Origin of the sequence: Peptostreptococcus faecalis (genome assembly GCF_900240845.1) — a bacterium.
Lineage (GTDB): Bacteria > Bacillota > Clostridia > Peptostreptococcales > Peptostreptococcaceae > Peptostreptococcus > Peptostreptococcus faecalis.
Window position 1 is genome coordinate 555925 of record NZ_OERU01000001.1, and the last position, 25171, is coordinate 581095.

Consider the following 25171-nt stretch of genomic DNA (forward strand, 5'->3'; position numbering starts at 1 on the left):
AAAAATGTGATTGTAAAGGAAGTAGAGTTTATGCTAAATAATAAAACTATAGTAGTAGGAGTAACAGGTGGAATAGCAGCATATAAAGCATGTGATGTCGTAAGTAAGCTGAAAAAATTAGGAGCAAATATACATGTGATAATGACTAAGTCAGCATGTGAATTTGTAAATCCATTGACATTTCAAACCTTAAGTAAAAATTTAGTGACTGTTGATATGTTTGCTGAACCAAAAACATGGGAAGTTGAACATATTGAACTTGCAAAAAAGGCAGATGCATTTTTAATTGTACCGGCAAGTGCAAATTTCATAGGGAAAATATCTTCTGGAATTTGCGATGATATGTTGACTACGACTGTAATGGCAACAACTTCTAAGCTAATAATGGCTCCAGCTATGAATACAAATATGTACAATAATGTAATTGTTCAAGAAAATCTAGATAAACTAAAAAGAATTGGTTGGACAGTTATCGATCCTGCGAGTGGTGAATTGGCTTGTGGAGATATTGGAGCTGGAAAATTACAAGAAGTAGATAAAATAGTAGAAGTAGTTAAATCTTGTTTTGAAGAAATAGATAGAGCGAAGGATTTAGTAGGTGTAAATATACTTGTAACAGCTGGACCAACGATAGAGTCTATAGATCCGGTTAGATATATTACAAATAGATCTAGCGGAAAAATGGGATATTCTATAGCTAGACAGGCAATATCTAGAGGTGCTAATGTAACACTAGTATCGGGAAAAGTAGAAATAGAAAAACCAAAAGGGCTTTATAAATATATTGATATTGAAAGTGCGGATAATCTATACGAAACAGTTACAGATGAATTTTCATCAAATGATGTGATAATACAAAGTGCTGCAGTAGCAGATTATAAGCCAAAAGAGTATTCAGATAAGAAAATAAAAAAATCAGATGAAGATTTAGTCATAGAGCTATCAAGAAATAAAGATGTGGCATATGAGATTGGAAAAGAAAAAGGAAATAAAATTTTAGTAGGGTTTGCTGCAGAAACTAACGATGTTTTAACAAATGCAACTAGGAAAATTAAAAAGAAAAATTTAGATTTCATAGTGGCAAATGATTTAACAAAAAAAGGTGCTGGATTTAAGTCTGATACTAATATTGTCAAGATAATTGATGTAGATGGAAAAGTTGATGAATATCCAATCCTTAAAAAAACAGAAGTAGCAGATGTGATTTTAGATAGAATAAAAAATCTTATTGATGAGAAAAATATAAGGTAGTTTTTTTAAAAGGGAAGGTAATTAACTTTCCCTTGTTTTTGTCGGGAGGTATATTATATGTATGTAGACGTTATACTACGAAATAAAAGTAAATATGCTGATATGTTGTTTACATATAGGATTCCACCGGAGCTTGAAGAGGAGATAAAAAGGGGACATAGAATCAGTGTTCCTTTTGGACGGTCAGATAAACCTATTGAAGCCTTTGCTATTACCGTAAAAGAAAATCTTGAAAAAGATAGTATAAGCCCAGAAAAGATTAAATATATAAGTGATATTTTAGATGAAAATCCAATGCTATCTGAAGAAAATATAAGGTTAATATTCTGGATGAGAAATAGATATATGTGCACATATGATGATTGTATAAATTTATTTTATCCAAAGGGATATTCACTAAAATCTAAAAAGGTAATAACTTTTGGAAACAATGAAGAAATTTATTCAGATAATAGCAAGGAGAAAAAAATATTAGATTACGTAGTTGAAAATAATGGGAAAGTAGATTATATAGATGTAGTAAATCTTTTTGGTAAAAAAGCGATAGATGATATGAAGTCAAATGACAGTATAAAGGTGATTTGGGAGTATCAAGAGCGAAAGAACGAGAAGAAAATTAAATACATTAAACTCAATGATACTGAAGAAATAATAAAAGATAAAATTTTAGAAAATAAATATAGAATAGGGATAAGCCAGAAGAAATTATTAGAATTTTTATATTTAAACGAACAAGTTGAATTTCAAACAGCAATTTCTTTATTAAATATATATTCTTCTACAATAAAAAGTCTAGAATCCAAAGGCTTAATTAAGGTAGAAGAGATAGATTATTATAGGAGGGTGGATTCCTCTATAGAAGTTGAACAAAAAGAAATAAGCTTAAATGATGAACAAAAATTTATATTCGAGTCGATTATAGACTCGGATTTAGATTTAAATAAAAAGCCACATCTTATACACGGAATAACAGGAAGTGGAAAAACTGAAATTTATTTGGAGTTAATAAAAAATAAACTTGAGCAAGGTTTGGAAAGTATATTACTTGTTCCAGAAATAGCTCTAACACCTCAAATGATTTCCAGAGTTAAAAATAGATTTGGAAATATGGTGGGAGTTTTTCATAGTATGTTATCTGAAGGCGAGAAGCATGATGTATATAGAGAAGTAAAAAATGGTAATATTAGAATTGTAATCGGTACAAGGTCAGCACTTTATCTGCCGTTTGATTCTTTGGGATTAGTGATAATTGACGAAGAACACGATCTTAGCTATAAATCAGATATGACACCTAAATATGACACTATAGAAGTGGCTAGATTTATGGCACTAAAGCAAAATGTTACCGTAGTTTTAGGTTCTGCGACACCTTCTGTATCAGATTATTACAAGGCGTTAAATGGTGAGTATATACTTCATAAACTAATTAAAAGAGCAAATAAAAAGAGTTTACCGGATATAGAAATTGTTGATATGAGATTAGAACTTCACTCCGGTAATAGTTCAGAGTTAAGTAATAAGTTGTTGGACTCCATAGAAAAAACTGTTGAATCGAACAATCAAGTAATTCTTTTTCTAAATAGAAGAGGATATTCGAATTTTGTTACTTGTAAGGACTGTGGTCATGTTTTTACCTGTGAAAGATGTGATATATCCCTTACGTATCACAAAAATATTAAAAAAGGTATATGCCACTACTGTGGACTTGAGGAAAATATACCCAATAATTGTCCTATATGTAATGGAATAAATATAGGGAGCTTAGGTATAGGCACTGAAAAAATAGAGGAAATGATAAAGAAAAAATTTCCTAAATACAGAGTAATGAGAGTAGATAAGGATACTACATCTAAAAAAGGTCAATTAGAGGATATTTTAAGAAAATTTAATTCACAAGAAGTAGATATTCTAATTGGTACACAAATATTGAGTAAAGGTCATGACTTCGATAATGTGACTTTAGTGGGTATTATATCTGCTGATATGATGTTGAATTATCCTGATTTTCGTTCTTATGAATCGACTTTTCAGCTGATAACACAAGTATCGGGAAGGTCTGGTCGTTCAGAAAAAGAAGGGAAAGTTATACTTCAAACTTATGATACAGAACATTTTGCAATTAAAAGGGCTGCTAATCATGACTATGAAGGATTCTATAAAGATGAAATAAAACTAAGAGAACTATTTGGATATGAACCTTTTAATAGTATCTTTAGAGTAGTTTTTTCTCATAAAAATTATGATTTAGCAAAAAATAATGCGTATAAATTTTATGAAACTTTAAAATTTTTATTTGAGTCCAAGGACCTTGATATTAGTGGACATATACTAGGACCTAATGAGTGTTCTATAAATAAAATAAAAGAAAAATACAGATGGCAAGTAATTATAAAAAATAGAAATATAGATATAAAAATTTTAAAAGCCATGATAAAATATATAAGTGTTACAAAAAGAGATGATATATTTGATAATGGGGTATTAATAAACGTAGAATTGAATCCTAGAAGTTTTATCTAAGATTTAGTTCTATCAGAGTAATAATTATAAATATAAAAAACAATTAAAACGACAATCGTGAGAGATAATAAATAATGGAGGTAAAAATGGCAATAAGAAACGTGTTAAAAATGGGAGATTCGACTCTAAATAAAAAGTCAAAAGAAGTAGTTGATTTTAACGAAAGACTACACTTGTTACTTGATGATATGGCAGATACTATGTATGAATCTGAGGGTGTAGGATTGGCTGCTCCACAGGTTGGAATGCTGAGAAGAGCAGTAGTAGTTGATATTGGAGAAGGTTTGATTGAACTTATTAATCCAGTAATAGTAGATTCTAATGGGACTCAAACAGATGTAGAAGGATGCTTGAGTGTAGAAGAATTTGTTGGTGAAGTAACTAGACCAAATTACGTAAAGGTAAAAGCACAAGATAGATATGGAAAACCTATAGAAGTAGAAGGTGAAGGATTTTTAGCTAGAGCATTTTGTCATGAAATTGATCATTTAGATGGAATATTATTTGTAGAAAAAGTGAAAAAAGGTGAATAATATGCGAATTGTATTTATGGGAACACCTGATATTTCAGTGAAATCTTTGGAGATATTAATCGAGCAAGGACATGAAATTTGTGCGGTAGTTACTCAACCTGATAAGCCTAAAGGACGAGGTAAAAAAATAGGAATTTCTCCTGTAAAACAAGTTGCATTAGATAATAATTTAGATATTCTTCAACCAATGAAAGCTTCGTCTAAGGAATTCATTGATACAATTAGAGATATTGCTCCCGATTTGATAGTGGTAATAGCTTATGGACAAATTCTTAAAAAAGAACTTTTGGAAATACCTAAATATGGTTGTGTGAATGTCCACGTCTCTCTACTTCCAAAATACAGAGGTGCAGCACCTATAAATTGGGTGATAATAAATGGAGAGAAAAAGACAGGTGTAACGACTATGTTTATGGATGAAGGTCTGGATACTGGAGATATTATTATGTCAAAAGAATATGATTTAGATAATAATATCACGGCCGGAGAACTGCACGACTGGATGAAGGATGAAGGAGCAAAACTTTTAGTAGAGACTATACAATTAATTGAAACAGGAGAGTATACAAGAATTAAACAGGATGATTCAAAATCTTCTTACGCTCCAATGATGGATAGAAACTTAGGTCATATAGATTTCTCTAAAAGTGCTACAGAAATACATAATTTAGTTAGAGGTACAATACCTTGGCCTGGGGCTTGGTGTGATTCTGAATATGGAAAAATTAAAATTTGGAAGACAAAGGTTGAGGACAAAGAATATAATACTACACCAGGAACTATCGAAAAAGTTTCTAGCGATGGTATTGAGGTAAGTTGTGGAAAAGGTACTTTATTGATTGAGGAACTTCAAATGCCAAACAAGAGAAGAATGTCAGTTTCAGATTATATAAAAGGAAATTCAATTGAAAAAGGAAGTATATTAAAATAAAGGGGTTGTTATAATTGTATTATGATAGTACGTTAATATTATTAGTTCCAGCTATACTGCTTAGTTTGTATGCGTCGTTTAAGGTCAACTCGACTACTAAAAAATACTTTAAGGTAAATGCTAGTAGTGGAATGACGGGAGAAGAGGTAGCAAGACGTATTTTGAACTATAATGGCTTGAGCAATGTTCCAGTATTACCAGTAGCTGGTGAATTGACAGATCATTACAATCCTAGGTCAAAGTCTGTTAGTTTATCAGAAGAGGTGTTTTATGGAAGATCGATAACATCTATATCAGTAGCAGCTCATGAATGTGGGCACGCTATTCAAGATAAAGAAGCTTATCCAGCAATGACGTTTAGAAGTGCACTTGTACCGACTGTGAATTTTGCTTCATCTGCTTCGTGGTTAATAATAGCGGCAGGATTATTTATGGGAAGTAAATTATTGTGGTTAGGAATAATTCTTTTTTCTGCGACAGTTTTATTTCAGGTAGTGACATTACCAGTGGAACTGAATGCATCAAAAAGAGCGTTAGTTCAGCTTGAAACTCTTGGTATAGTTGGTCTTGATGAAAAGAAACAAAGCTATAAGGTGTTAAGTGCAGCAGCTCTTACGTATATTGCAGCAGCCTTGGCTTCTATAGCAACATTAATTAGATATATTGCTATAGCTAATGGTAGAGATTAAATACACTTAAGTATGACTATGTGTCTATTGACATATAGTCATATTATTATGAAATTTATTTGTATATTATAAATTTCATAATAATATAGAAAAAATATAAATATAGAGAGATATGAGGAGAAAATATGTCGAGCAGAGATATAGCCTATAAAATACTAATAGATATAGAGGTAGGAAAAAATTATTCGAATTTAGCAATTAACAATCATCTTAAAAATCCAAATATCAGTAATATTGACAAAGGATTAATCACCGAAATAGTTTATGGTGTAATAGAAAATGAGAAATATATAGATCATATGATTAATAAAGTCTCAAAAATCAAAGTTAGAAAAATGTCTAACATAGTAAAAATCATGCTGAGAATAGGTGTATATCAGATGATGTTTTTGGATTCTGTTAAGGATTATGCAGCTATAAATGAAACTGTAAATATTGTAAAAAGATTAGATAAAAAATCTTCTGGATTTGTAAATGCGGTATTAAGAAATATATCAAGAGACAAAGATAATATAAAAGTTGTAAATGCAAAAGGTATAGACTACCTATCCATTAAATATTCTTATAACAAGTGGATAGTTGGTAGATTTGTTAAGGAATACGGATATGAATTTACAGAGGAGTTACTAGAGGCTCTTTCTGAAAAATCGAAACTATATGTAAGGGTAAATAAAACAAAATCAAAAGAATTTAATTCTTTTGATGAATATATAAATTTTATTATAGATTCACTAGGAAAAGACGGTGTGGAAGCAAAAAAGGTAGATGTAGTAAAAGAGGCTTTACTTGTTAAAAACTTTAAAAATATAGAAAAAAACGAACTGTTTAAGAATGGATATATAAGTATACAAGATGTCAGTTCTATGTTAGTAGCCGAAGTGCTAAATCCTAAAAAGAATTCTAAGGTATTAGACGTGTGCGCAGCTCCTGGTGGGAAAAGCACACATATAGCCGAATATATGGAAAATACTGGAGAAGTAGTATCTCAAGATATATATGAACATAAGATAAAACTTATAGACACTTATGCGAAGAGATTAGGTCTTAATAATTTAAAAACTAATTTAGCTGATGCTGAAGTACTAGATGAAAATTATATAGAAAAGTTTGATTACGTCGTATGCGATGTTCCTTGTTCAGGGATGGGAATAGTTAGAAGGAAACCAGAAATAAAGTATAAAAAAGAAGAAGATGTAGTTGAACTTTCAAAAATACAGTCAAAAATATTGAGAAATTCATCAAAGTATGTAAAAAAAGGAGGAATTCTTATATATTCAACATGTACTCTTTTTAAAGAAGAAAATATGGATATTATTGAAAATTTCTTAAATGATAATAAAGATTTCACGTTAGATATTATAGATAATGTAATGATAGACAAAGAAACTCAAAAAGATGGATATTTAAAGATATTACCTAATAAACATAATATGGATGGATTCTTTATTTGTAGAATGAAAAAAATTTAAAAATCAATAGAGGTGTGGTATAATGTGTAAAGAACGAATTGTGCTGAAAAATCTAACAAAAAGTGAAATGTCTGATTTTTTAGTTGACATTGGAGAAAAAAAATTTAGAGGTAATCAAATTTATTCATGGATATATAAAGGAGTAAAATCTTTTGACGAAATGAATAATATACCAAAATCACTAAGGGAAAAATTAGAAACTTCTTCTATTGTAGGAAATATTGAAATAGATTTAAAATTAAAATCAAAAATTGATAATACCAGCAAATATTTATTTTTATTAAATGATGGTAATATAATAGAAACTGTTGCAATGGAGTACAAAGATAGGCTGACAGTCTGTGTTTCAAGTCAAGTTGGATGCAGGATGGGGTGTAGATTTTGTGCATCAACAATAGATGGTTTAAGTAGAAATTTAGAAGCTTGGGAAATACTGGATCAAATAATAAAAGTTCAGGAAGATTTGGGAAAAAGAGTTTCAAATATTGTAATGATGGGGAGTGGTGAACCTTTAGATAACTTTGAAAATACTATAAGATTTTTAAAGCTTGTGAATGAAGAAGATGGGCTGAACATAGGAAATAGACACATAACTTTATCTACTTGTGGACTTGTAGATAATATGATTAAGCTTGCTGACTTAAAAATACCTATAAACATAGCAGTATCATTACATTCACCATTTGATGAAGAAAGAAAAAAAATAATGCCTGTTGCCAATAAATATTCAATATCAGATGTTATTGAGGCATGTAAATATTTTATAAAACAAACAAATAGACGGATAACATTTGAATACTCACTAATAAAAGGGATAAATGATTCAGATAAGGAAGCCAAAAGAATAGTAGAGCTTTTAAGAGGAATGCTGTGCCATGTGAATTTAATTCCAATTAATCCGATTGAAGAAAGAAATTTTGAAAAACCTGACATGGTTTATATTAATAATTTTAAAAACTATTTAGAAAAAAATAATATACCTGTTACCATAAGAAATTCTATGGGATCAGATATAAGCGGTGCTTGTGGTCAGTTGAGAAGAAAGCATCAAAATAGCTAAGAGGAGGAGTAATATGGATTTTGTATGTACAACCCATGTTGGAAAGGTCAGAAAAAACAATGAGGACTACAGCAAGGGAGAAATAATTGAAATTGAAAATGGAAGCGAAGTAGGTATATTTGCGATAGCTGACGGAATGGGTGGACATAATAAAGGTGAGGTTGCCAGTCAGCTGGCTGTTGAAAATATTATTGAATTTTTCAATAACAATTTAATACAAAATAATGCAATAAAAATAGAATATATTGAAGATATGATAAAACAAGCATATAATACAGTGAACTCTACAATATATGAAAAATCAAAAGAAGATTCTTCTTATGATGGGATGGGAACTACTCTTACAATAGCTGTTGTCTACAATAATAAGGCATATATAGCCAATGTTGGAGATAGTAGATGCTACATATATAGAGATTCTAAAACATTTGAAAAAATAACGTCAGATCATTCTATTGTAGAGGAATATGTAAAAGCTAATATAATTACAGAAAAAGAAGCCAGAGTTCATCCTGAAAGAAATAAAATAACTAGGGCTGTAGGAACTGAACCAGTAGTTGTAGTAGATATCTTTACCGAAGATGTAAACGAAGGAGATAAGATTTTGCTTGCAACAGATGGATTGACAGGGGCAGTTGATAAAGAATACATACAACAAACATTTGCTGAAAGTAATGATGCTAACGAGATAGCTGGGAACCTAATCGAGCTTGCCAATGATGCATCAGGCAAAGATAATGTTACTGTAATACTAGTTATGGTTTAAGGTGGTGTTATTATGGGAGCTACAGTATTAGGAAATAGATATGAAATTCTTAGGAAAATAGGAGATGGAGGCATGGCCTTCGTTTACCAGGCAAGAGATAGATTGTTAAATAGAATAGTTGCTGTCAAGGTTTTGAGACCAGAATTTGTAGATGATCAAGAATTTCTTGTGAAATTTAAAAGAGAAGCAGAGGCGGTAGCAAGTCTTTCGCACCCTAATATCGTAAATGTTTACGATGTAGGTGAGGATGGAAAAGTACATTACATAGTAATGGAATACGTTGATGGTCAAAACTTAAAAGAAATAATACAAAAAGAAGGCGCAATGGAAGAGTATACTGCACTTGATATAGCAAAGCAGATAGCTCTAGCTTTAGGTGCCGCACATAGAAATGGTATTATACATCGTGATATAAAGCCTCACAACATTTTAATATCAAAAGATGGTAGACAGGTGAAGGTTGCAGATTTTGGTATAGCAAAAGCTGTAAGTAGTTCTACGATGACTAATATGGGGAGTGTAATAGGTTCAGTTCATTATATATCACCTGAACAAGCAAAGGGTAAGCATCTTACAAGTAATGCAGACTTATACTCTTTAGGTATAGTACTGTATGAAATGATAGTAGGAAGAGTTCCTTTTAGCGGGGATAGCCCTATTTCTATAGCCTTGATGCATATTAATGAAAATATTGTATTTACAGATGAGGAAATGGTTAGTATTCCAAATAGCGTAAGAACAATAATAAGTAAATTGACTCAAAAGGAGCCAGATAATAGGTATCAAACTGCGGAAGAATTGATAGAAGACATAGAATTTGTAGAAAAAAACATTGATCTTCCTTATATTAAAGACTATGATAATTTTGCAATAACAGATAAAAATAGAAGAGATCCAAGTCTTTTTAATGGAAGAAAGCCTTCACCATATGCTAATAGACATGATGAAGATGAAGATGATGAGTACTATGATGACTATGAAGATGAATATGGTCAATACGATGATGATGAATACTATGAAGATGAAGATTATTATGATGATGAACCTAAAAAGACAAAGAAAGAATTAAAAAAGGAAAGAAAGAAAGCTAAAAAGCAAGATAGTCCAAAGACTAAAAGAAGACTAAAAATTATTGCGGCAATATTAATATTAATACTTATTGGATATGGAGTTGTTGCAGTTAAATATATTGGGCTTGACTTTTTCCAAAGTAAAGATGCAAATGAGGGCATAAAAGCTCCAAATGTTGTAAATATGACAGTCGAGCAGGCACAAAATGAAGCTGAAAATCTAGGACTAAGAATAGTTGTTAAATCTCAAGAAGAGAGTACACAAGTGCCTGAAGGTAAGATTATAAGTCAGACACCAAGTGCAGATACATCTTTAAATAAAGGTGATTCTATAGAGGTTGTAGTAAGCAAGGGGAACTCAAAAGTCCCTGTTCCAAATGTAATTGGAATGAAATTGAGCCAAGCTGAGAAACTACTAAATGACAATGATTTGTTATTAGGTAATGTTAAGTATGAATACAATAGTGCTGCTGAAGGAACTGTATTGAGTCAAAGCTTGGTAGGTGGATCAAGTGATGAAGGTCAAAAGGTATCTTTAGTAGTTAGTAAAGGTCAAAAACCTACGACTCAAAGACCTAGCATAATAGATGATACTCCAAGTACAGGAACAGGTAATGGAACTGGAACAGGAAATGGAAATACTGGAGTAGGCAACTCAGGAACAGGTAATGGAACTGGAAGTGGAAGTACTGGAACAGGTAACTCAGGAACAGGTAATGGAACTGGAAGTGGAAACACTGGTACTGGAACAGATACTCCAGGAAGTGGAAACTCTGGAACAGGAAACACTGGAACAGATACTCCAGGAACTGGTTATACAGATTAATAGAACATAATTTAAAATTAAAAAAGAGTTATCTTAATGATAACTCTTTTTTAGAAGTATAATATAAAAATGGAAGGATTTTATGAAAAAAATTGCAATTGTAACAGGTGGGTCTAGGGGTATAGGTAAGCAAATATCAATAGATTTAGCAAAAAATAACTACAAAGTGTTAGTTAACTACAATAAATCGAAATCAAAAGCGGAAAAATTAAAAAAGAATTTGACTGAAAAAGGATTTGATATTGAAATTTTCAAAGCAGATGTGTCAAAGGAATCCGACGTAAAAAAATTATTTGAGTATTGTAAAGAATGTTATGGAAGCATTGATTTGTTAGTAAATAACGCCGGAATAAGCCATGAAGGATTGATAACTGATTTAAGCGCAGAAGAATGGGATAGTATAATGAATACAAATTTAAGATCTGTATTTTTATGCTCTAAAGAAGCTTTAAAAATTATGATATCAAATCATAGTGGAAAAATCATCAATATATCTTCAATGTGGGGTGTCACAGGGGGATCATATGAAGTTGCATATTCTGCATCAAAGGCTGGCATTATAGGCTTTACAAAGGGATTGGCAAAAGAAGTTGGACCTTCTGGGATAAATGTAAATGCTATAGCACCTGGTGTTATCATGACTGATATGATGAACTCTTTTTCAGAAGAGGAAATCAATGATTTAAAAGAAGAAACTCCTTTGATGAAAGTTGGATCCGCAGAAGATATATCCTCTTTGGTTTTATTTTTAGGATCAGAAAAATCGAACTTTATTACAGGCCAAGTAATAGGAGCCAACGGGGGATTTGTAATTTAAAAATATAATTAAAGTTTAAAATTAGATGAAGGCAAGGAGGAATGATGAAGGAAGGAATAATAATAAAAGGAATTAGTGGATTTTATTACGTAAAAGAAAATGAAAATATATATGAATGTAAGGCTAGAGGTATATTGAGAAAGAAAAAAATAACACCTTTAGTTGGAGATAAAGTTGTATTTGAAGTGCTAGATGAGTCTGAAAAAAAAGGTATAATTGATGAGATAAAACCAAGAATATCTGAATTAATTAGACCGCCTATCGCTAATATAGAAAAGGTGATGATAACTTTTTCTATAAAAGAACCAAATGCAAATTTATCTTTAGTAGATAGATTTATAGTATTTGCAGAAAAAGAAAATTTAAATGTTGTACTAGTGATGACAAAAGTTGATTTGGCTGACGAAGAATATGTAAATGAAATTAAAAGTGAATATGAAAATATAGGTTACAAAGTAATTCCTGTCAGTTCAGAGACTGGCGAGAATATAGATATGGTTGTAGAGGAATTGAAAAACTCAACATCTGTATTTGCAGGTCAGTCAGGTGTTGGAAAATCAAGTATACTAAATGCTATTGACCCTGATTTTAATCTAAAAACAGCAGAGATTTCACAGAAATTAGGTAGAGGGAAGCATACAACTAGACATGCTGAACTTTTCGAAGTGTCAAAAAATGCTATAGTAGCCGATACTCCAGGATTTAGCTCTTTTGATGTATCTGGAATAGAAATTGAAGAATTAAAAGAGTACTTTATTGAGTTTAATAATTATGATGAATGCAGATTCGGCAAAAAATGTATACATAGAAACGAGCCTGAATGCGCAGTAAAACAAGCAGTAGAAGACAATCACATATCGAAAAGAAGATATGATAGTTATATTAATATAATGAATGAAATAAACAATTCAAACAGTAAATTTAGGAGGAATATATAATGAAATTAGCACCATCGGTTTTATCAGCAGACTTTGCAAACCTATTACAAAGTTGTAAAAAAGTAGAAGAGGCAGGTTGCGAATATCTGCATCTAGATGTAATGGACGGACATTATGTTCCAAACATAACATTTGGAGCTCCGATAATAAAAAGTATTAGAAAAGATATTAATATGGTATTTGATGCACATTTAATGATTGAAAATCCGGATATGTACATCAAGGACTTTGTTGATGCAGGATGCGATGTAATTACAGTTCATCAAGAAGTTTGTACTCACTTACACAGAAGTATACAAAATATCAAATCATATGGAATAAAAGCAGGGGTGGTATTAAATCCAGCAACACCAGTAGATATGATTAAACATGTACTACCAGATGTTGATATGGTTCTTCTAATGTCTGTTAACCCAGGTTTTGGAGGCCAGAAATTTATTCCAGAAGTTCTTAACAAAGTAAAAGAACTAAAAACTATGATAACTGAAAGAAACTTGAATGTTGAAATACAAGTTGATGGAGGTGTCAATACAGAAAATATAAAAGATTTAGTGGATGCGGGAGCAGATATACTGGTTGCAGGCTCTGCAATCTTTGGGAACGAAAATATAAAAGAAGCAGTGAAAAACCTAAGAAACGCTGCGGATGGAAAGTAGATGATTTGAGTTGTACAGTGATTTAATTTCTTCCAAGCGATTTTGCGTGGTATTAAATGGAGAAATAAGTGATGAAAAAGCTATAAGAAATTTAATATCTTCAAATAATTATGGAACAATCATTGCTGTTGATGGAGGTGCAAACCATCTACATAATATGGGAATAAAACCAGATTATATTATAGGTGATTTGGATTCCATAGAAACTAAAGTAAAAGAAGACTTTTTGAATTTAGGCGTAAACTTAAGAAAAGCACCTAAAAAAAAGGATGAAACAGATTCAGAATTGGCAATATTACTTGCAGAAAGTTTAGGAGCGATAAGTATAGACATATTTGCGGCCCTAGGTGGTAGAATTGACCATGAAATTGGAAATATAAACTTGTTGTATTATATTTTGAAAAAAGACATATATCCAAGGATTATAAGTGATAATGAAGAAATATATATACTAGAGAATGATGAGATAGAATTGTATGGGAATCCGGGAGATGTAGTTTCGGTGATACCAATTAAAGGTGATGCAAATGGAATAACACTAACCAATTTGGAGTACCCTTTAGATGAGTATGACATGGAGTATAGTTCACCAAGAGGGATATCTAATGTAATGTTAGGAGAGAACTGTCACATTGATATTAGAGATGGCTGCATCTTAGTAATAAAAAATAAAATATAGCTTTAATCGAATGTTAATGGAGGTTCACTATGAAAGAATATAATATATTAGTAGTTGAAGATGAAAAAGAAATAGCAGATGCAATTGAAATATACCTATTAAATCAGGGATATGGAGTTAAAAAGGCATATAATGGCGAAGAAGGTTTAAAAATTCTTGAAAACGAAGAAATACATTTAGCCATTGTAGATTTAATGATGCCCGTAATGGATGGATTATCAATGATAGTTAAGTTGAGGGAAACATACAATTTTCCAGTAATTATATTATCTGCAAAGTCGGAAGAAGTAGATAAAATAATGGGTCTTAACGTAGGTGCAGATGACTATGTAATAAAACCATTTAAACCTCTAGAGTTACTTGCAAGGGTAAATTCTCAAATTAGAAGATACACCAAGTACATGAATATTTCTAATGAAGAAGAATCAGAAACAAAAGGTGTTTATGTTATAGGTGGCCTTGAATTAAATGAAAACACAAAAACAGTATCTGTTGATGGCAATAATATTAAAATAACACCTATAGAATTTAAAATTCTAAATTTGCTTATGAAAAATCCAGGAAGAGTGTTTTCTTCCGAGGAAATATACGAAAAAGTATGGAATGAAACCGCGATAAATACCGATACAGTAATGGTTCATGTTAGGAATATAAGAGAAAAAATAGAGTTGGACTCAAGGAATCCTAGATACCTTAAGGTTGTATGGGGAGTTGGATATAAAATTGACAAAGCGTAAAATTGAAAATAAAAATAAACAAAGAAATATTTTTTCTGGAATAATATTCGCTATAATGTTGATTTTGGCGCTGTCTATGATTTATAGATATCATTTTGTAGAATTACGTCTTGAAGAAGAAAAGACAAATCCATTCGAAACAAAGGCATACACATCAGATATTTTTTATTCTAATTATTATTTATACTATAAAAACTATCAATCAAAATCTGATAAAATTATAAAGCCAGCAGACTTATTTTTATCAGATGAAACTATAAATGCTATGATTACTGATGTGAATGTGGATTATTATTCAAGCAAACTAGACAATGAGAGTGTGCGCCGAACATTTAATGAAAAATTCAACGAATTAAGTGAGTTTATAGTAAATTCTGGAGGAAACTTAAAGTACTATAGCAAGAATACTAAAACAGGTGTAGTTACGAAAAATTATAATTTTGAAGAGTATTTAAAAGTAATTCAAGACTATAAAAATAATAACTACACAGATAAAGACGAAGCATATAAAAAAGTCGAAGAGGTAAAAAAAGAAATAAACAATAAATTTATGAATTTTATGGTGGTAAAATATGATTCAAAAGGTACCTATAGTCTTTTGTACACCAGTGGATTAAACTATGATGTTATAAATAACTACTTTATGGAGTTAGAATCAAGTAAAAATATACAAGAAATGTATTCAATGAATGATGAAGTAGGTACTGATTTTTCTAGTTATAAGGCAGAATCAATAAAGGATACGGTATATGTATATGCGGTGCCTAAAGGTATAAAGCCGGATTTTTACGATAGTACAGATACAATAAGTGCCTATCTAATAAAACCCGAAAAAGACTCTTTTAGAGCGATAACAAGGCTATCAGATATAATATCACATGTTATTTTAGTCATTACATTATTAATTCCGGCTTCAAGATTGAAGATGCTTAGAGGGATAAAATTTGTTTATAGATTTCCAACAGAAGTATTAATGGGCATCTTTTTAATATTGAGATATGAGCTGTTCAATGATGTAACATCAATTGTAATGGTAAAGGAAACTGTCACGGGGAATTTGCTAAAAGCCGTACTAAGTTATAACATTAATTTTGGTCTTGCTAAACAAGTAATAAATCTATTTAATATTTCATACTGGGTAGCTTTTTTCTCTATGATTACAGTGTTTGCTGCTATTCTTAAATTAGCATTAAAAGAAGGTTTATTTACTTATCTATCTAGGCAGTCGTTGACTGTAGGTTTTGTTAAATTAATTTTTAGTAAAATTAAGAAGATTTTTTTGAGTATTATAGCAACCGATTTTACAAGAAGGTATAATAGGATGTGCTTTATAGGAATTGTTATAGTGGTCTCAGGTTTTGTTCTGATAACTATTCCTAGAGAATATAATCTCGAAGTCTGGTGGCTGTTTGTTGTGGTATTTTTTATAGTATTAGCTTCTTTTATTAAAATGGTAATTAACGAGTTAAAGGAAGTAAATAAAGACTATGATAAATTATTAGAGTTAACTAAAGATATTGCTGATGGAAATTTAGACAAAAATATTATAAATGAAGATGTAGGGATATACGAAGAGATAAAAAGACAACTTGCTAGTATACAAGTAGCATATAAGAAGTCTGTAGAGGAAGAGGTTAAGAGTCAAAGAATGAAGGCTGAATTGATATCTAATGTATCCCATGATCTAAAAACGCCACTGACATCTATAATATCATATGTCGATTTATTAAAAGACACAGAAGTATCTGATGAGGCAAAAACATATATTGATACTATTTATAGAAAATCTGAGAGATTAAAAATACTTATTGATGATATGTTTGAAATTACAAAGACTCAGACTGGTGATATAAAAGTTGAGTATTCAGATGTTGATATAGTTGAGTTGATGAAGCAAAGCATATTTGAACTGAGTGATAGATTAGAAAATTCAAAGGTAATTTTGAGAACTAAATTCCCAGATGAAAAAATAATTTTAAGGCTCGATGGAGAAAAAACATATAGAATTTTTGAAAATTTGATAGTAAATATGGCAAAGTATTCGATGCCAAATACAAGAGCTTATATTGAAATTAAAGAAATAGGCGAAGATGATGTAGAAATTTCTTTTAAGAATATATCTGCTACAGAGATTGACTATAAAGTAGAAGATATATTGGATAGATTTAAAAGAGGAGATAAATCTAGGAATACAGAGGGATCTGGTTTAGGTATCTCGATAGCTAAAGGGTATGTAAATGTTCAAGGTGGAAGTATTAATTTTGAACTAGAAGGAGATCTTTTTAAAGTTACTATAATATTTAAAAAGACGAAATATGATTTAGCGGTTATAGATAAAAAAAGTAAACTAGAAAAATTGATCTAAATAAAACGAAGTAGAATTAAATAAAAATAGTCGTTGAAAATCAACGACTATTTTTATTTAATTCTACTTCGTTTTATAAGAAGATATAAAAAAAAGATGCCTCTTAGAGACACCATTTTATTTATGCTCTTTCGATTTTCCCTGAACGTAAACATCTTGTACAAACAGATACTCTCTTAGGAGTTCCTTCAACTACAGCTTTCACGTTTCTTAGGTTAGCCGACCAAGTTCTTCTGCTATGCTTATTAGAGTGAGAAACCTGATTTCCAGAAATCTTACCTTTTCCGCACACGCTACATGCTCTTGACATTATGTACACCTCCTTAATACTAAAATATTAAGCCTAAAAACATATTTAATAATATCATAGAGAATAAAAAAAATCAAGACTAAATTGCATTAAAGAACTTTTTTTTGTATAATGTAAATATGGGTATTAATATAGAAGCGTATAAAATTTATTAAAAGGATTGAAGTTATTTGATTTATATATTAATATTGTAATATATACACGATTGGAGGTAAAGTATGAGCTCAATATTGAATAATGAATTAGGATATATAGAAATAAACAAACATGTACTATCTCAATTAACTTATAAAGCTGCTATAGAAAGTTATGGATTAGTTGGTTTCTCATCAAAAACTAAGGGTATAGTAGAATTGTTGAAAGTAGAAAATGCCACTAAAGGTGTAAATATAGTAGAATTAGATGATGCTGAAATAGATATAGAAATATTTGTTATTTTACAGTATGGAATAAATATTACTACTGTAGCAAATAATCTAATTGAAAGAATAAAATATACTGTTGAAACTTATTCAGGCGTAAAAGTAAATTCTGTTACGGTAAGTGTTCAAGGGATAAGAGTCAAGTAAACAGGAGGAGAAGAATGAAGGAAAGTATAGATGGAAAATTATTTAGGGAGATGTTTATTTCTGGAGCAAATTGTCTTCAGAATAATAAAGATTTAATTGATAAATTAAATGTATTTCCCGTACCAGACGGTGATACCGGCACAAATATGTCCCATACAATTATTTCCGCTGTAAAAGAGTTGGAAAAAGTGAAGGTAGATGATATTACAGAAATAGGTAAAAATTTATCTAAGGGATCTCTTATGGGTGCTAGGGGTAACTCTGGTGTAATTTTATCACAGATTATTAGAGGTATAGCACAATCTGTAGAAGGAAAAAAAGAACTAAAGGTAGATGAATTTGCAAAAGCTTTAAAGTCGGGTTCTGCGACTGCATATAAAGCTGTCATGAAGCCTATTGAAGGTACAATCTTAACAGTAATTAGAGAAACAAGTGAATTTGCAACTAAATCTGCAAAAAAGAATACACAAATCATAATATTTTTAGAAGAAGTTTTAAAAGAAGCTAATAAATCTTTAGATAAAACTCCAGAAAAATTACCTGCTCTTAAAGAAGCTGGTGTTGTAGATTCAGGAGGTAAAGGTCTTGTTTGTCTTCTTGAAGGTATGCTGATGGCAGCTAAAGGTACTCCAATTGAATTAATAGATGAATCATCTGTAGTAGTTCAAAGTCCAGCTCCAAGCAGAAATGGAAAAGCTGCATCAGAAAAAGATATTAAGTATGGATATTGTACGGAATTTATCTTAGAATCAGATGAGGTAGATTCAGATACAATTAGGGATATAGTTTTAAACTACGGTGATAGTATTGTCGTGGTTGGATATGATGGTGTTATAAAAGTACACGTTCACACTAATAACCCAGGCAGTGTACTACAAGAGGCCTTAAAATACGGTCAGCTAGTTACTACTAAGATTGAAAATATGAGACTTCAACATGAACATACATTAATTGATGATGAAGAAGTAGATTATATAGAGCAAGTTAGTTCAGACGAGGAATTTCCTGTTAATGAAGAGGAGAAAGAAAATGGATTTATAACTACTACTATGGGGAGTGGATTAGCCGAAATATTCGATGAATTGGGAGTAGATATAGTCATAGAAGGTGGTCAGACGATGAATCCTTCTACTGAAGATTTTGTAAATGCTATTAATATGATAAATGCAAAAAATATATTTATTTTACCAAACAACGGAAATGTAATTATGGCTGCTAATCAAGCCAAAGAGCTTTCAGATAAAAATGTATATGTTGTGCCTACAAAAAATATTCCTCAAGGTATCAGTTGTTTAGTATCTTTTGATTATGAAGCTGATGCACAAAAGAATATGGAAAACTTTGACGAAATCTTGGTGAATATAAAATCAGGCGAAGTTACATATGCTGTAAGAGACACTATAATGGATGGAATTGAAGTTGTCGAAGGAGATATAATAGGAATATCAGGTAAAAAGCTAATATCTTCTGGCAAGGATGTTTCGGGTGTTACAGAGTCAGTTATAGAATCTATGGTAGATGATGATTCGGATATCATTACAATTTACTATGGTGAAGATGTAGAAGAGGATTCAGCTAGAGCTTTTGCTGAAAAAGTACAAGATATCTATGCAGATATCGATGTTGAACTTTACTATGGAGGTCAACCTTTATACTATTATCTAGTATCGGTTGAATAGAAAATTTGATTGTTATTTTAGCTGTTGCTTTGCAACAGCTTTTTTATATATAATTATATTAATATTAAATAGCAAAGTAGGTGGAAAAATGTACAGCTTGTTAAATGAAAATATACAATATATCAAGGGTGTTGGTCCAAAAAAAGCTGAAAAGATGAACAAGCTAAATATATATACAATTAGGGATGCTATTTACTACTTTCCTAGACAATTTGAAGATAGAAGCAAAGAAAAGAAAATATTTCAATTAGTTGATACGGAAAAAATAACGGTAAGAGTAAAGATAGATAGGATAACTGGGAATAAATTTAAAAAAATAAATATGACTATTCTCTACGTTAGCGATGACACAGGAAGTGCAAAATTAGTGTTTTTCAATAGGAATTACATAAAAAATACTTTTAGAGTTGGAGATATTGTAAAGGTATTTGGTACTGTTAAGATTATGGACAACTCTGCAATTGAAATGCATAACTGTGAAATAGAATATGACAGGGTAGATAAAAATACAGGTATAATATTACCAGTGTACAATTTATCAAAAGGTATCAGCAATAAAGATATTATGGGAGTAATTAGAAATATATTTGATTCATCGGATATAAAAATACCGGAATACCTTCCAAGTAAAATAATCACTCAATATAATTTAACTGACATAGAGTTTGCTATTAGAAATATGCATTTTCCAACTAGTAAAGAAAATTTAAAAATAGCTATGTACAGAATGATTTTTGAAGAGTTTTTATTCATGCAATTAGGTTTATTTGTGATTAAAGGTGGAATAAAAATTGTAGAAGGAATCTCCTTTAAAAAAAGTGAGGAACTATCTTTAATCGAACAGAGCATACCGTTTAAACTTACTAGAGCTCAAAAAAAAGCATATAATGAAATATTAGAAGATATGAGTTCTAAAAAAAGTATGAACAGGTTAGTTCAGGGAGATGTTGGAAGCGGTAAAACAGTAGTTGCACAACTAGCTCTTGCAAACTGTGCTTTAAATGGATATCAAGGGGCTTATATGGCACCGACAGAAATATTGGCAAAACAGCACTATGAAAGTTTTATAGAATTTTTTAAAGATACAAAAATAAAAGTTAAAATTATAACTGGCAGTACTACCAAGAAGCAGGCGGATCGTATTTTGGAAGAGCTTGAATCTGGAAACATTGATATAATAATAGGAACTCACGCATTAATACAAGAAAGAGTAGTTTTTAAAAATTTAGGTCTAGTAATAACTGATGAACAACATAGATTTGGTGTGAAACAGAGGGGAAAATTAAGTGTTAAATCATCCAATCCAGACGTACTTGTTATGTCAGCTACACCTATACCGAGAACTCTTGCACTGATTTTATATGGAGATTTAGATATATCTATTATTGATGAGCTTCCACCAGGAAGAAAGCCTATAGAGACTATAGCCATAGAAAAAAGAAAGAGAGAAGATTTTTATAATAAGAAAGTAAAAGAAGAATTATCAAAAGGTCACCAAGTGTACGTGGTTTGCCCTTTGGTTGAAGAAAGCGAAGTATTAGATGTTTTATCTGTTGAAGAAGTTTATGAACAGTTAAAACATGAATTTTTTAAAGATTATAGAGTTGGGCTATTACATGGAAAAATGAAAGCATCAGAAAAAGATGAGGTAATGGAACTTTTCAAACAAAAAGAAATAGATATATTGGTTTCTACGACTGTAATAGAAGTAGGTGTAAATGTGCCAAATGCTACATATATGATCGTTGAAAATGCTGAAAGATTTGGATTGGCACAGCTCCACCAGCTAAGAGGTAGAGTTGGTAGAGGCAGTGACAAATCATACTGTACACTTATATATGATTCAAAAACAGAAGTTACAAAACAAAGAATGGGAATAATGGAAGAAACTAACGATGGATTTAAGATATCTGAAAAGGATTTAGAGATTAGAGGCCCTGGTGATTTCTTTGGAACAAGGCAGCATGGACTTCCAGAATTAAGAGTAGCAAATTTATTTAAACATATTAAAATATTGAGAGTAGCACAGAAGGTGGCTAGAGAGATATATGCGGATGATCCCGCTTTAATGAAAAAAGAAAACCATCAAATGAAATTGAACGTTTCTAGAATGTTTGAAAGCATAGGCGAAAATATGTCCTTATAGCGTATAAAAACTAGTTTAAAATAGCATTGTATGATAAAATATATAAGAATACAAATTTTAAAAACATGGAGGTCTTTTAATGAGAATTATTTCAGGAAGTGCTAGAGGGTTAAAATTAAATACACCTTCAGACAAGGAAATAAGGCCTACTACAGATAGAGTAAAAGAATCACTGTTTAACATAATATCTCACAATGTATATGACAGCTGTGTTTTAGATTTATTTGCAGGCAGCGGAGCTTTAGGTATTGAATGCATTTCAAGAGGAGCTAGACAAGCGTATTTTTGCGATAATAGTGAAGATAGTATAAAAGTTATACAAAGCAATATTGATAAAGCAAAATTTAATGATAAAAGTGTAGTTTTAAATGGTGATTATAAATCCATCATACAAAGCATGGTAAATAAAAATAAAAAGTTTGATATAGTGTTTATTGATCCACCATACTATAAAAACATATTTGAAGATGTAATATCTCTTGTTGGTAAAAGTGGAATTTTGAAAGAGGATGCTATAGTAGTAGTTGAACATGATGCTAAGGACACTTTAAAAGATACTGAAGAACTGTTTATATACAAAGAAAAAAAGTATGGAATAACAAAATTGACTTTTTATAGCTTGGAGGAAAATAATGGCTAAATCTGTAAAAGCAATTTTTGCGGGAAGTTTTGATCCTATAACAAATGGGCATGTAGATATTATTGAAAGAGCCGCGAAAATGTTTGATAAATTAAAGATAGGAATTTTGATAAATCCCAATAAACAGACTATGTTTACTGTTGAAGAGAGAGTTGAATTAGTTAAAAAAACTCTTTCTCATATCGACAATGTGGAAGTTATTTTTTTCGAAGGGCTTTTGATAGATTTTTGTAAGAAAAATGATATATCAGTATTAGTAAGAGGCATTAGATCTTCAGCGGATGTTGACTATGAACTACAAATGGCTCATATGAATAAGGAACTTGAAGATAGTATTGAAACAATAATACTACCTACTAATACTAAATACTCTTTTATTAGTTCATCTTTAATAAAAGAAGTTCTACACTTTGGTGCTAACATTGAGAACTTAGTTCCTAAGTGTGTATTGGAAGAGTTAAAAAAGAAGAAGATAAAATAATATAAAAATAAATGCAATGATGGAGGTAGCTATGAGTGAAGATATCAAAATTATGGAAATATTGACAGATATGGAAAATATATTAAATGATGCAACTGGATTTCCATTGTCAAAGAGAGTTGGAGTAGATAAAGACGAGTTATTAAGCTTAATCGATGAATTAAAGGAAGTTCTTCCTTATGAATTAGATACAGCGATTAAAATAATAAAAGAGCAAGATACTATTTTAGAATCTGCAAGAAATGATGCTAACTTTATACTTGAAGATGCAAAGAGAGAAAGAGAACAAAAAATAAAAGAGAGCAATGATGAAGTTATAATTAAGAATAAACAAGTGGACGCAGAAATTGAAAATATGATGAGAGAGGCCACTATTAGAGCAGAAGAGTTAGTTTCTGACAGCAAGATTACTAAAGATGCAAAAGCAAGAGCAGAAAAAATGATTAGAGAGGCTACTGAATATTCTAGAGATTTACAATCTAGTGCTAGAAGTTACTCTATAGAGCTTTTAGACAATGTGGAGGCGAATTTAGCCGACATATTGACTGAAATAAGAAATAATAAAGCTCAACTTTAGTATGTTTTTTATAAAAAATGTGAATTTGGAGGGTTAACATGAGAGTAGGAGGAATAATAGCTGAATACAATCCCTTTCACAATGGACACAAGTATCAAATAGATTGGTACAAAAAAAACCTTGGCTGTACTCATATAGTTGCAGCAATGAGTGGTAATTTTGTCCAAAGAGGTGGTCCTTCCATTTTTGATAAGTATACAAGAGCTGAAATGGCCGTTTTAAGTGGAGTTGACTTGGTATTAGAGATACCAAGTCATTTTGCGTGTCAGACAGCTGAATTTTTTGCTAAAGGTGCTGTGTTGACACTAGATTCATTGAAATCAGTTGATTCATTTTGTTTTGGATCAGAGGAAGGTTCTGTCTATAATCTTAGGAAAGCAGCAGAAATATTAGTCGGTTTGAAGGGCGACTATGAAGGATCACTATCTACGCACTTAAAAAACGGATATTCTTTTCCAGTAGCAAGAGAAATGTCATTGCGCGATTACATGGAAGATGTTTCAGATGATTTTTTTACATCATCAAATAATATTCTAGGAATAGAGTATTTAAAAGCACTTATAAATACAAAATCGAATTTAAAACCTGTCACGATAAAAAGAAAAGGTGAAGGATATAATTCAATAACCTTAGGTAATGAGTTTAGTTCTGCGACTGCTATAAGAAAAGAAATTTTAAGTATAGTAAATAAAGAAAATGATGACTCTTTGAAATTAAAAGAGAATATTTTTAATAAGCTTGAAAATATTAAAAAATATATTCCTGAAAGCTCTTATAATATAATTGTGAAATCTATCATTGAAGTTGGTAAGTGTTCTAGTGAACAAGACTTTTTTGAAGAAATATGTTTAACTGTATTAAGAGAAGAGGATAGATTAACCGATTATTTTGAAATAAACGAGAGCCTTAAAAATCCTATAAGAAAAAATATTGTGACCTCACTTGATTTTGAAGATTTAATATCATCTCTGTCATCAAAAACATATACAGCTTCCAAAGTTAGAAGGGCATTATTTAATGTATTATTAGGTATATCAAAAAGTGATATGAACTTGTTAAAAAAAGTAGAAGAAGTTCCGTATGTAAGAGTACTAGCTTTTAACAAGAAGGGGACTGAAATATTAAAAGAAGTAAAGGCAAATTCGGATGTTGATGTAATAATGAGTCCTGCAAAGTCAAAGTTATCAGAAAAATATATAGAAAATAAAATATACAAAAAAATGTTAGATTTTGACTTGAGGTCATCAAGTATGTACTTCCAAAAATTTTATTCTAGAAATAGAAAAAAATTGTCTTTGGGAGAGCCAGATTATATAAGCATGAAAAAACTGATTGAAATTGAAAAATGTAAATAACTTATAATACTTTAAATTATTATAAATTGTTTTTATTCTATGTACATTTTATCAAAAAAATGATATATTAACATAGGATTAATAATTAAATAGCGGAGGGATATACG

The 25171-nt window shown here is 30.5% G+C and carries 23 protein-coding genes; 22 read left to right on the plus strand and 1 reads right to left on the minus strand.

All coding sequences use genetic code 11. The annotated features are described in order from the left end of the window. Window positions 1-30 precede the first annotated feature (30 nt). From coaBC to C0982_RS02665, 15 genes are all read left to right on the plus strand, one after another. On the plus strand, window positions 31-1251 hold the full coding sequence (gene coaBC / locus C0982_RS02595) for a bifunctional phosphopantothenoylcysteine decarboxylase/phosphopantothenate--cysteine ligase CoaBC (protein WP_101772659.1): 1221 nt from the start codon (window positions 31-33) through the stop codon (window positions 1249-1251). Window positions 1252-1308: 57 nt separating this feature from the next. Beyond that, on the plus strand, window positions 1309-3771 hold the full coding sequence (gene priA / locus C0982_RS02600; protein WP_101772660.1) for a primosomal protein N': 2463 nt from the start codon (window positions 1309-1311) through the stop codon (window positions 3769-3771). Between the two features lie 86 nt (window positions 3772-3857). After that, window positions 3858-4304, plus strand: coding sequence for a peptide deformylase (gene def, locus C0982_RS02605; protein WP_101772661.1), 447 nt, complete (start codon window positions 3858-3860; stop codon window positions 4302-4304). Between the two features lies 1 nt (window position 4305). Next, entirely contained in the window at window positions 4306-5235 is a 930-nt protein-coding gene (gene fmt, locus C0982_RS02610) for a methionyl-tRNA formyltransferase (RefSeq protein WP_101772662.1), read from the plus strand. A 14-nt stretch (window positions 5236-5249) separates the two neighbouring features. After that, a complete protein-coding gene (locus C0982_RS02615; protein ID WP_101772663.1) occupies window positions 5250-5924 on the plus strand; it encodes a zinc metallopeptidase in 675 nt (224 codons plus the stop codon). A 125-nt stretch (window positions 5925-6049) separates the two neighbouring features. Then, on the plus strand, window positions 6050-7393 hold the full coding sequence (gene rsmB / locus C0982_RS02620; protein ID WP_101772664.1) for a 16S rRNA (cytosine(967)-C(5))-methyltransferase RsmB: 1344 nt from the start codon (window positions 6050-6052) through the stop codon (window positions 7391-7393). A gap of 22 nt (window positions 7394-7415) precedes the next feature. After that, window positions 7416-8453, plus strand: coding sequence for a 23S rRNA (adenine(2503)-C(2))-methyltransferase RlmN (gene rlmN, locus C0982_RS02625; protein ID WP_101772665.1), 1038 nt, complete (start codon window positions 7416-7418; stop codon window positions 8451-8453). 13 nt (window positions 8454-8466) lie between these two features. Then, window positions 8467-9219, plus strand: coding sequence for a Stp1/IreP family PP2C-type Ser/Thr phosphatase (locus C0982_RS02630; protein ID WP_101772666.1), 753 nt, complete (start codon window positions 8467-8469; stop codon window positions 9217-9219). A gap of 12 nt (window positions 9220-9231) precedes the next feature. Then, window positions 9232-11115, plus strand: coding sequence for a Stk1 family PASTA domain-containing Ser/Thr kinase (gene pknB / locus C0982_RS02635; RefSeq protein ID WP_101772667.1), 1884 nt, complete (start codon window positions 9232-9234; stop codon window positions 11113-11115). 82 nt (window positions 11116-11197) lie between these two features. Next, window positions 11198-11932 carry an elongation factor P 5-aminopentanone reductase gene (ymfI, locus tag C0982_RS02640; RefSeq protein WP_101772668.1) on the plus strand — a complete coding sequence of 245 codons (735 nt, stop codon included), beginning with the start codon at window positions 11198-11200 and terminating at the stop codon, window positions 11930-11932. Window positions 11933-11976: 44 nt separating this feature from the next. Beyond that, the gene (rsgA, locus tag C0982_RS02645) at window positions 11977-12870 is read left to right on the plus strand and encodes a ribosome small subunit-dependent GTPase A (protein WP_101772669.1); all 894 of its coding nucleotides are present in this window, start codon (window positions 11977-11979) and stop codon (window positions 12868-12870) included. Next, a complete protein-coding gene (gene rpe, locus C0982_RS02650; RefSeq protein WP_101772670.1) occupies window positions 12867-13526 on the plus strand; it encodes a ribulose-phosphate 3-epimerase in 660 nt (219 codons plus the stop codon). Before rsgA ends, rpe begins: the two co-directional genes overlap by 4 nt. Before the next feature lie 10 nt (window positions 13527-13536). Then, window positions 13537-14205 (plus strand): thiamine diphosphokinase, encoded by a 669-nt coding sequence (locus tag C0982_RS02655; RefSeq protein WP_101772671.1) that lies wholly within the window; start codon window positions 13537-13539, stop codon window positions 14203-14205. Between the two features lie 29 nt (window positions 14206-14234). After that, window positions 14235-14942, plus strand: coding sequence for a response regulator transcription factor (locus C0982_RS02660; RefSeq protein WP_101772672.1), 708 nt, complete (start codon window positions 14235-14237; stop codon window positions 14940-14942). After that, entirely contained in the window at window positions 14929-17307 is a 2379-nt protein-coding gene (locus tag C0982_RS02665) for a sensor histidine kinase (RefSeq protein ID WP_145994493.1), read from the plus strand. The genes C0982_RS02660 and C0982_RS02665 overlap by 14 nt, the downstream gene beginning before the upstream one ends. 121 nt (window positions 17308-17428) lie before the next feature. On the opposite strand, the gene rpmB is transcribed toward C0982_RS02665, so the two are convergent. Then, entirely contained in the window at window positions 17429-17617 is a 189-nt protein-coding gene (gene rpmB / locus C0982_RS02670; protein WP_101772674.1) for a 50S ribosomal protein L28, read from the minus strand. 218 nt (window positions 17618-17835) lie between these two features. Here rpmB and C0982_RS02675 point away from each other — a divergent pair, with 218 nt between their 5' ends. The 7 genes from C0982_RS02675 (at window position 17836) to C0982_RS02705 (ending at window position 25064) form a co-directional block, all read left to right on the plus strand. After that, entirely contained in the window at window positions 17836-18186 is a 351-nt protein-coding gene (locus tag C0982_RS02675; RefSeq protein ID WP_101772675.1) for an Asp23/Gls24 family envelope stress response protein, read from the plus strand. A 14-nt stretch (window positions 18187-18200) separates the two neighbouring features. Continuing rightward, window positions 18201-19865 (plus strand): DAK2 domain-containing protein, encoded by a 1665-nt coding sequence (locus C0982_RS02680; RefSeq protein WP_101772676.1) that lies wholly within the window; start codon window positions 18201-18203, stop codon window positions 19863-19865. Between the two features lie 88 nt (window positions 19866-19953). Beyond that, a complete protein-coding gene (recG, locus tag C0982_RS02685) occupies window positions 19954-22011 on the plus strand; it encodes an ATP-dependent DNA helicase RecG (RefSeq protein ID WP_101773208.1) in 2058 nt (685 codons plus the stop codon). Between the two features lie 79 nt (window positions 22012-22090). Continuing rightward, the gene (rsmD, locus tag C0982_RS02690) at window positions 22091-22651 is read left to right on the plus strand and encodes a 16S rRNA (guanine(966)-N(2))-methyltransferase RsmD (protein WP_101772677.1); all 561 of its coding nucleotides are present in this window, start codon (window positions 22091-22093) and stop codon (window positions 22649-22651) included. Next, on the plus strand, window positions 22644-23132 hold the full coding sequence (coaD, locus tag C0982_RS02695; protein WP_101772678.1) for a pantetheine-phosphate adenylyltransferase: 489 nt from the start codon (window positions 22644-22646) through the stop codon (window positions 23130-23132). Before rsmD ends, coaD begins: the two co-directional genes overlap by 8 nt. A 31-nt stretch (window positions 23133-23163) precedes the next feature. Continuing rightward, window positions 23164-23709, plus strand: a complete 546-nt coding sequence (locus C0982_RS02700) for a permease (RefSeq protein WP_101772679.1) — start codon at window positions 23164-23166, stop codon at window positions 23707-23709. 38 nt (window positions 23710-23747) lie between these two features. Then, the gene (locus C0982_RS02705; protein ID WP_101772680.1) at window positions 23748-25064 is read left to right on the plus strand and encodes a nucleotidyltransferase; all 1317 of its coding nucleotides are present in this window, start codon (window positions 23748-23750) and stop codon (window positions 25062-25064) included. The last annotated feature ends 107 nt before the right edge of the window (window positions 25065-25171 follow it).